Here is an 8,127-nt window from a genome sequence, read left to right as displayed (position 1 = left end):
GCACTTACCCGCCGCCCACCCCGGGCTCGGGCGCAGGCGCGGGCGCACCATCCGCCGCGCACGGGCGTACCGTCACCGACTTCGCCGACCGGCTCGATGACACCCGGTTCTTCTCGTCGCTGTTCGACTTCACGTTCACGAACTACGTCACCAGGAAGCTGGCAGGGCCCGTCTACGTCGTCGGGCTCGTGCTGATCGGGCTGAGCACGCTGCTGTCGCTGATCTACAGCCTCACGCTCGCCATCGGCACGCACTCCGTCGTCGGCGCGTTCGTGTTCCTGTTCGGCGTCATCATCACCCTCGTCGGCGCCATGCTGAGCGTGCTGCTGCTGAGGGTCGGGATCGAAGTGTTCGTCGCCATCATCGAGATCGCGCAGAACACGCGGAAACGGTCCAAGCAGCGCGACTGACGGCGACGCGACAGGAGAGTCGGCGCGGATCACTAGAATCGTTGTATGGCCGGCCGAATTCGACAGAGTGACATCGAAGAGGTCAAAGCCCGCACCAACATCGCCGACATCGTCGGCGACTACGTGAGCCTCAAGTCCGCCGGCGTCGGATCGCTGAAAGGGCTGTGCCCGTTCCACGACGAGAAGAGCCCCAGCTTCACCGTCCGGTCCGCCGTCGGCCGGTACCACTGCTTCGGCTGCGGTGAGGGCGGCGACGTCTACGAATTCCTGCAGAAGCTGGACCACGTCTCGTTCACCGAGGCCGTCGAGCGGCTGGCCGCGCGGATCGGCTACCAGCTGCGCTACGAAGACGGCACGGGCGGGCCGTCCGAGCACGGCAACCGGGCGCGCATCCTGGCCGCCAACGGCGCTGCTGAGGAGTTCTTCCGCAGCAAGCTCGGCTCTCCGGAGGCCGAGATCGGCCGCCGGTTCCTGGGGGAGCGCGGCTTCGACGCCATCGCCGCCGGCCGGTTCGGGGTCGGCTTCGCGCCGAAGAGCTGGGACGAACTCACCAAGCACCTGCGCAGCAAGGGCTTCACCACGGAGGAGCTCACCACCGCCGGTCTCGTCTCCCAGGGCGACCGCGGTGTCTACGACCGGTTCCGCGGGCGGCTGATCTGGCCCATCCGGGACGTCACCGGTCAGACCATCGGGTTCGGCGCGCGCCGTCTGCTCGACGACGACAAGGGCCCCAAATACCTCAACACCCCGGAGACGCCGGTCTACAAGAAGGCCCAGGTGCTTTACGGCCTCGACCTCGCCAAGCGGGATGTGTCCAAGCTCGACCAGGTGGTCGTCGTCGAGGGCTACACCGACGTGATGGCCTGCCACCTCGCGGGCATCACCACCGCCGTCGCCACCTGCGGAACCGCGTTCGGCGTCGACCACATCAAGGTCATCCGGCGCATCATGGGCGACGACAACAGCCAGGGCTCCGTCATCTTCACCTTCGACCCGGATGCGGCCGGCCAGAAAGCGGCGACGCGGGCGTTCGGCGAGGAGCAGCGGTTCTCCGCCCAGACCTACGTCGCCGTCGGTCCGGAGGGTCTCGACCCCTGCGACCTGCGCCTCGCTAAGGGCGACGACGCCGTGCGCCGGATGATCGACGCCAAGAAGCCGATGTTCGAGTTCATGATCAGGCAGGTCGTCGAGAAGTACGACCTGGACACCGTCGAGGGCCGCACCTCCGCCATGCGCAGCGGGGCGCCCATCGTCGCCACCATCCGCGACCCAGCGTCGCAGAACGGCTACGCCCGCGAACTCGCCCGGCTTTCCGGCGCCGACCTGCAGGACACCCTCCGCGCCGTCCAGGCGGCCCGCAGGGGAGAGCAGAGGGCTGAGCAGCGCGGCCAGACGGGCAATGGTCAGGGCAGCAACGGTCAGGGCGGCAACGGCAACGCGAGCGGCGCAGGCAACGGCCAGGCCGACGGAGCAGCATCCATACCGGTCGTGCAGCAGGCCGACCTCCGCGACCCCACCCAGCGCACAGAGCGCGAGTCGCTGATGGTGATGCTGCAGCTACCCGCCGAGGTCGGCCAGGAGCGGGCCGCCCGCGCCGTGCAGGTGCCGTTCGTGAATCCGACGCACGCCGTGATCCGGGATGCGATCGCCAGCCAGCTCACGACCATGACCGATCCTGGCTGGGTCGACAGGGTGATGGCGGAGGTCCCGCAGGGCTACGGTCCAACCGTCAACGCGCTCGCGGTCGCCGCCCTCCCGCAGGCGGCGGGCGACGTGTCGCGCTACGCCCGCTCGATCGTCGACGGCCTGATCGACCGCGACCTGCTCAGGGAGAAGGCGGAGCTGACCAACCGCCTCGCCCGCACCGACCAGCAGGAGGTCGAGCTGCGACGCTCCCTTCAGGTGGCGATGGCGTCGATCGACGCCGAGCGCATGCGGTTGCGCGGAGAATAGGGCACAAAAGCTCGATTCCTGTGCACGGTGCGCGCATGAGCGCAGTTATGTTGCACTAACGTAAAGATCTCGCTACGAAGTGCAGCAGGATTCCTCGATCGCGCGCATTTCGTGTTAGGACATACCTACGCGATTCGGCACAGCTGCAGATCTCTGCGCGCCGAGTCGGTGACCCCACACCAGGAAGAGGTACTCGGATATGAGATCCGCACACATCAGCGGCAAGCGCCTGCTGGCCGTGTCCGCCGCACTCGCGGCGACGGCGTTGGTGCTCGCCGGCTGTTCAGGGAGCAACAACAACGGCTCCAGCGGCGGCGGTGGAGCACTGACCATCGGAACGACGGACAAGATCACCTCGATCGACCCGGCCGGTTCGTACGACAACGGTTCGTTCGCCGTGATGAACCAGGTTTACCCGTTCCTCCTGAACTCGCCGTACGGCAGCCCGGATGTGAAGCCCGACATCGCCGAGAGCGCCGACTTCACCTCGCCGAACGAGTACACGGTGAAGCTGAAGCCCGGACTCAAGTTCGCGAACGGCCACGACCTGACCTCCTCCGACGTCAAGTTCACCTTCGACCGTCAGAAGAAGATCAACGACCCGAACGGTCCGGCCTCGCTGCTGGCGAACCTGGACAGCGTCTCGACGCCGGACAAGACCACGGTCGTGTTCAAGCTCAAGATCGCCAACGACCAGACCTTCGCGCAGGTGCTGTCGAGCCCGGCAGGCCCGATCGTCGACGAGCAGGTCTTCTCCGCCGACAAGGTGACGCCGGACCAGACCATCGTCAAGGGCCACGCGTTCGCCGGCCAGTACGACATCACCAGCTACGACTTCAACAACCTGATCGCGTACAAGGCGAACCCGGACTACAAGGGTCTCCTCGGCAAGGCGGCAACCGACAAGGTGAACGTCAAGTACTACGCCGAGTCCTCGAACCTCAAGCTCGACATCCAGAAGGGCGCGATCGACGTCGCGTTCCGCAGCCTCACGGCGACGGACATCGACAGCCTCTCCGGCGACAAGAACGTCAAGGTCGTGAAGGGACCGGGTGGCGAGACGCGCTACATCGTGTTCAACTTCAACACCATGCCGTACGGCGCGACCACGCCGGAGGCCGACGCGAAGAAGTCGCTCGCCGTCCGTCAGGCCGCCGCCGACCTCGTCGACCGCGAGACCATCGCCAAGCAGGTGTACAAGGACACGTACACGCCGCTCTACTCCTACGTGCCCCAGGGCCTGACCGGCGCGACCACCGTGCTCAAGGACCTCTACGGCGACGGAAACGGCGGACCGAGCCTCGACAAGGCGAAGGCGGCCCTCCAGGCAGCAGGCGTCACCACGCCCGTCGCACTGAACCTCCAGTACAGCCCCGACCACTACGGCCCGTCCTCCGGTGACGAGTACGCCCTGGTCAAGGAGCAGCTGGAAGCCGGCGGCCTGTTCAAGGTCAACCTGCAGTCCACCGAGTGGGTCCAGTACTCCAAGGACCGCACGGCCGACGTGTACCCGGCGTACCAGCTCGGCTGGTTCCCGGACTACTCCGACGCGGACAACTACCTGTCGCCGTTCTTCATCAAGGAGAACTTCCTTGCGAACCACTACGACAACCCGGAGGTCCAGGCCCTCATCGAGAAGCAGCTCGGCGAGACCGACGCCGCCGCGCGCACCAAGCTGATCGAAGAGATCCAGGCGAAGGTCGGAGCCGACCTGTCCACCCTGCCGCTGCTGCAGGGCGCACAGGTCGCCGTGGTCGGAAAGACCGTGAACGGCACGGACAAGACGCTCGACCCGTCGTTCAAGTTCCGCTACGCTGCCCTTTCCAAGGGCTGACAGCCGAGGCTAGCCGGCTAGCCGAACCGGGGGGCGGACCGCAGCGTGCGGTCCGCCCCCGCTCTCGAAACACCCACGATTGGCTCCCATGACATTCACTGTCACCGGTGCGGCCGCGCCCGGAGCGCCCGCGCCAGAACAAGCGAAGACGAAGCAGCGACGATCGGGGGGCGGTCTCGGCCGTTACCTCGTGGTCCGTGCCGTCCTCATCATCCCGACGATCTTCATCCTCGTCACCCTCGTCTTCTTCCTGATGCGCTCGACCGGTGACCCCATCACCGCGGCGCTCGGCGGCAAGCTGCCTCCCGCGCAGCTGCAGCAGCGCATCCACGAGGCCGGATACGACCGGCCGCTCATCGTGCAGTACTTCGACTACCTCGGGCAGATCCTGAGGGGCGACTTCGGCACGAGCTTCACCGACCACCAGCCGGTCACCCAGATCCTGCTCACCTACGGGGCGGCGACGCTGGAGCTCGCGTTCTACGCGCTCATCGTCGCGTTCATCGTCGGAATCCCGCTCGGCATGGTCGCCGCGTACTTCCGCGACAAGGGTCAGGATGCCTCCCTCCGCGTCTTCGCGATCCTCTGCTACGCAACGCCGGTGTTCTTCGCCGGCATGCTGCTCAAGCTGGTGTTCTCGATCTGGCTGAACTGGCTTCCTGTCGCAGGCCGCGCATCCACCAGCTCCGAGCTGGAGATGCAACTGCTGCCCAACAAGACGGGCATCTACCTGATCGACGCGTTCCAGACCGGCGATCCCGCGGTGGTCAGCGACGTGCTCATGCACGCGATCCTGCCCGCGGTCGCCCTCGGCCTGCTCACCGCCGGCGTCTTCCTCCGCCTGGTGCGCACGAACGTGATCGGCACGCTCTCCACCGACTACGTGGATGCGGCGAGGTCGCGCGGAGTGAGCGAGTACCGGCTCGTGCGCAAGCACGCGTACCGGCCGGCCCTCATCCCGATCATCACGGTCATCGGCCTGCAGATCGCGCTGCTCCTCGGCGGAGCGGTGCTGACCGAGACGACCTTCGAGTGGAAGGGCCTCGGCTTCCAGCTGGCGCACTACCTGCAGGCGCGCGACTTCGTGGCCGTGCAGGGCATGGTCGCCCTGCTCGCTGTGGTGGTGGCGCTCACGAACTTCATCGTCGACGTGATCGCGGCGCTCATCGACCCGAGAGTGAGGTACTGAGATGGCCAAGCGCAGCATCATGGACAGGCTGCCCATCGTCCACCAGCTCCGGCAGAGCGTCGGCCTGCAGCGCGGGATGCTCGTGGCCGGCCTCGTCATCACCGGCATCTTCATCCTGGTCGCCATCTTCGCCCCGCTGATCGCGCCGTATGGTTTCGCGCAGCTGCGGGATGCGAACGGCCAGTTCGGTTCGCAGCAGCCGCCGAACGGCGCCCACATCTGGGGCACCACGGTCGGCGGCTACGACGTGTTCTCGCGCACCATCTGGGGCGCGCAGACGGCGATCTCGGTGATCATCGTCGCGGTGATCCTGTCGATCTTCATCGGCATCTTCCTCGGCCTGGTCTCCGGCTACCTCGGCGGCTGGCTGGACAGGGTGCTCGTGGTGGTCTGCGACGCGATCTACGCGTTCCCGTCTCTGCTGCTCGCCATCGTGATGGCCATCGTGATCTCGGGCGGCCAGTCGAACCTTTGGGGCGGCATCCTGGCGGCGGCGATCTCGATCACCGTCGTGTTCATCCCGCAGTACTTCCGGGTGATCCGTGCGGAGGCCGTGCGGATCAAGGCGGAGGCGTACGTCGAGTCCGCGAAGGTGGTCGGTGCGAGCAACACCCGCATCATGTTCCGCCACGTGCTTCGGAACTCCACCCGCACGCTGCCGCTGATCTTCACCCTGAACTCGTCCGAGGCGATCCTGACGCTCGCGGGCCTCGGCTTCCTCGGCTTCGGCATCGAGCCGACCGCCGCCGCCGAGTGGGGCTACGACCTCAACAAGGCGCTGTCCGACGTGACGAGCGGAATCTGGTGGACCTCGGTGTTCCCCGGCGTCGCCATCGTGCTGGTGGTGCTCGGCATCACGCTCGTCGGTGAGAGCCTGAACGACCTGGCCGACCCGCGCCTGCGCGGCCGCAGGGCCGTCGCCAAGGCGTCCGGCCTGGTGGCCGAGACCTCCGTGGTCCCCGGGGGCACGCTCTCCGCCGGACCGGGCGGGGTCGACGGCCTCGAGGGCGGGGAATCATTCGACGAACACGGAATCGAGGTCAAGCCATGAGCGACGTCGTACAGATCGACAACCTGATGGTCTCGTTCTCCACCGACGCCGGCGCCGTCAAGGCGGTCGACGACGTGAGCCTGCGCGTCGCCCCCGGCGAGGTGCTGGCGATCGTCGGAGAGTCCGGAAGCGGCAAGACCGTCACGGCCAAGACCATTCTCGGGCTGCTCCCGGAGACCGCGACCGCTTCCGGCGCCGTCATTCTGCGCAGCAGGGACGGCCAGAGCGAGGCCGACGTGATCAGCCTCAGCAAGCGCCAGCTCCGCGAGGTGCGCGGCACGGATGTCGCGATGGTGTTCCAGGAGCCGTCCACCGCGCTCAACCCGGTGTATCCGGTGGGCTGGCAGATCGCGGAGGGCCTGCGCGCCCACAGCAACATCTCCAAGAAGGCCGCCCAGCAGCAGGCGATCGAGATCCTCGAACGCGTCGGCATCCCGGAGCCGGAGAAGCGGGTCAAGTACTACCCGCACCAGTTCTCCGGCGGCCAGAAGCAGCGCATCGTGATCGCGATGGCGCTGGTGCTGAACCCGGGCCTGATCGTCGCGGACGAGCCGACCACGGCACTGGATGTGACGGTGCAGGCCGAGATCCTCGACCTGCTGCGCCGCTGCCGCGACGAGTTCGGCGCCGCCATCGTGCTCATCACGCACAACATGGGCGTCGTGGCCGACCTGGCGGACAGGGTGGCCGTGATGTACCAGGGCAAGCTGGTCGAGGAGGCGGATGCGCGCACGCTGTTCGCGTCGCCGCAGGCCGACTACACCAAGAAGCTGCTTGCGTCCGTTCCGAAGGTGGGACAGGGCCTGTCGTCCACGCAGGACAGGGCGGCGTCGCGCGGCGACGACTGGGCGAAGGCGGTTCCGGTGGTCAAGGCGGACGGCCTGCGCATCCAGTACCCCGGCAGGCTCGGGCGGCCCGGGTTCGTGGCGGTCGACGGCGTCGACTTCGAGATCCGCGCCGGCGAGGTGCTCGGCCTCGTGGGGGAGAGCGGGTCGGGCAAGACGACCATCGGGCGTGCCATCGGCGGCCTGAACAAGGTCACCGGCGGATCGCTCTCCGTGCTCGGGATCGAGATGAACGGCGTGAAGGAACGGCAGTTCAAGCCGGTCCGCAGCGACATCGGATTCGTCTTCCAGGACCCGGCGTCGAGCTTCAACCCGCTGCTGACCATCGCGGACTGCGTCGCAGAGCCCCTCGTGGTGCACGGGCGCGCATCCAGCCCGTCGGATGCGCGGGGCAGGGTGGACGACCTGCTGGAGGCCGTGCAGCTGCCGAAGAGCTACGGCGACCGGTTCCCGCACGAGCTGAGCGGTGGCCAGCGTCAGCGCGCCAGCCTCGCGCGCGCCCTCGCGCTCGAACCGACCCTCCTGATCGCGGACGAGCCGACCTCGGCGCTCGACGTGTCCGTGCAGGCGCGCGTGCTCGAGCTGTTCGCCGAACTGCAGAAGGAGTTCGGCTTCGCCGCCCTGTTCATCAGCCACGACCTCGCCGTGGTCGACCTGCTGGCCGACCGCATCGCGGTGCTGCACCGCGGCAAGTTGGTGGAGGAGGGGACGGGAGCCCAGGTGCTCGGCAACCCGCAGCAGGCGTACACGCAGCGGCTCCTCGCATCCCTTCCGGTGCCGGACCCGGTCGAACAGGCCGACCGGCGGGAGGCGCTGCGCGTTTTGCGGGCGGAGAGCGCCTAGGG

At 67.5% G+C, this 8,127-nt stretch carries 6 protein-coding genes; all 6 read left to right on the top strand.

Features of this window, described 5'->3' with window-relative positions; genetic code table 11:
* Window positions 1-410 (top strand): DUF4282 domain-containing protein (locus tag B7438_RS16950; RefSeq protein WP_085370859.1); only part of this gene is annotated, 410 nt, incomplete at its 5' end.
* 45 nt (window positions 411-455) lie between these two features.
* Window positions 456-2,363, top strand: coding sequence for a DNA primase (gene dnaG, locus B7438_RS16945; RefSeq protein WP_085370858.1), 1,908 nt, complete (start codon window positions 456-458; stop codon window positions 2,361-2,363).
* A gap of 199 nt (window positions 2,364-2,562) precedes the next feature.
* Complete coding sequence (locus B7438_RS16940; protein WP_085370857.1) at window positions 2,563-4,197, top strand: ABC transporter substrate-binding protein; 1,635 nt, start codon at window positions 2,563-2,565, stop codon at window positions 4,195-4,197.
* Window positions 4,198-4,285: 88 nt separating this feature from the next.
* Window positions 4,286-5,386, top strand: coding sequence for an ABC transporter permease (locus B7438_RS16935; protein WP_085370856.1), 1,101 nt, complete (start codon window positions 4,286-4,288; stop codon window positions 5,384-5,386).
* A gap of 1 nt (window position 5,387) precedes the next feature.
* Window positions 5,388-6,437 (top strand): ABC transporter permease, encoded by a 1,050-nt coding sequence (locus B7438_RS16930; RefSeq protein WP_085370855.1) that lies wholly within the window; start codon window positions 5,388-5,390, stop codon window positions 6,435-6,437.
* Window positions 6,434-8,125, top strand: coding sequence for an ABC transporter ATP-binding protein (locus B7438_RS16925; RefSeq protein ID WP_085370854.1), 1,692 nt, complete (start codon window positions 6,434-6,436; stop codon window positions 8,123-8,125). The genes B7438_RS16930 and B7438_RS16925 overlap by 4 nt, the downstream gene beginning before the upstream one ends.
* Window positions 8,126-8,127: the final 2 nt, after the last annotated feature.

This window comes from Leifsonia sp. NCR5 (assembly GCF_002105485.1).
GTDB lineage: Bacteria > Actinomycetota > Actinomycetes > Actinomycetales > Microbacteriaceae > Leifsonia.
The sequence above is the reverse complement of the archived record's forward strand: the minus strand, read 5'-3'. Positions and strand labels throughout refer to the sequence as shown.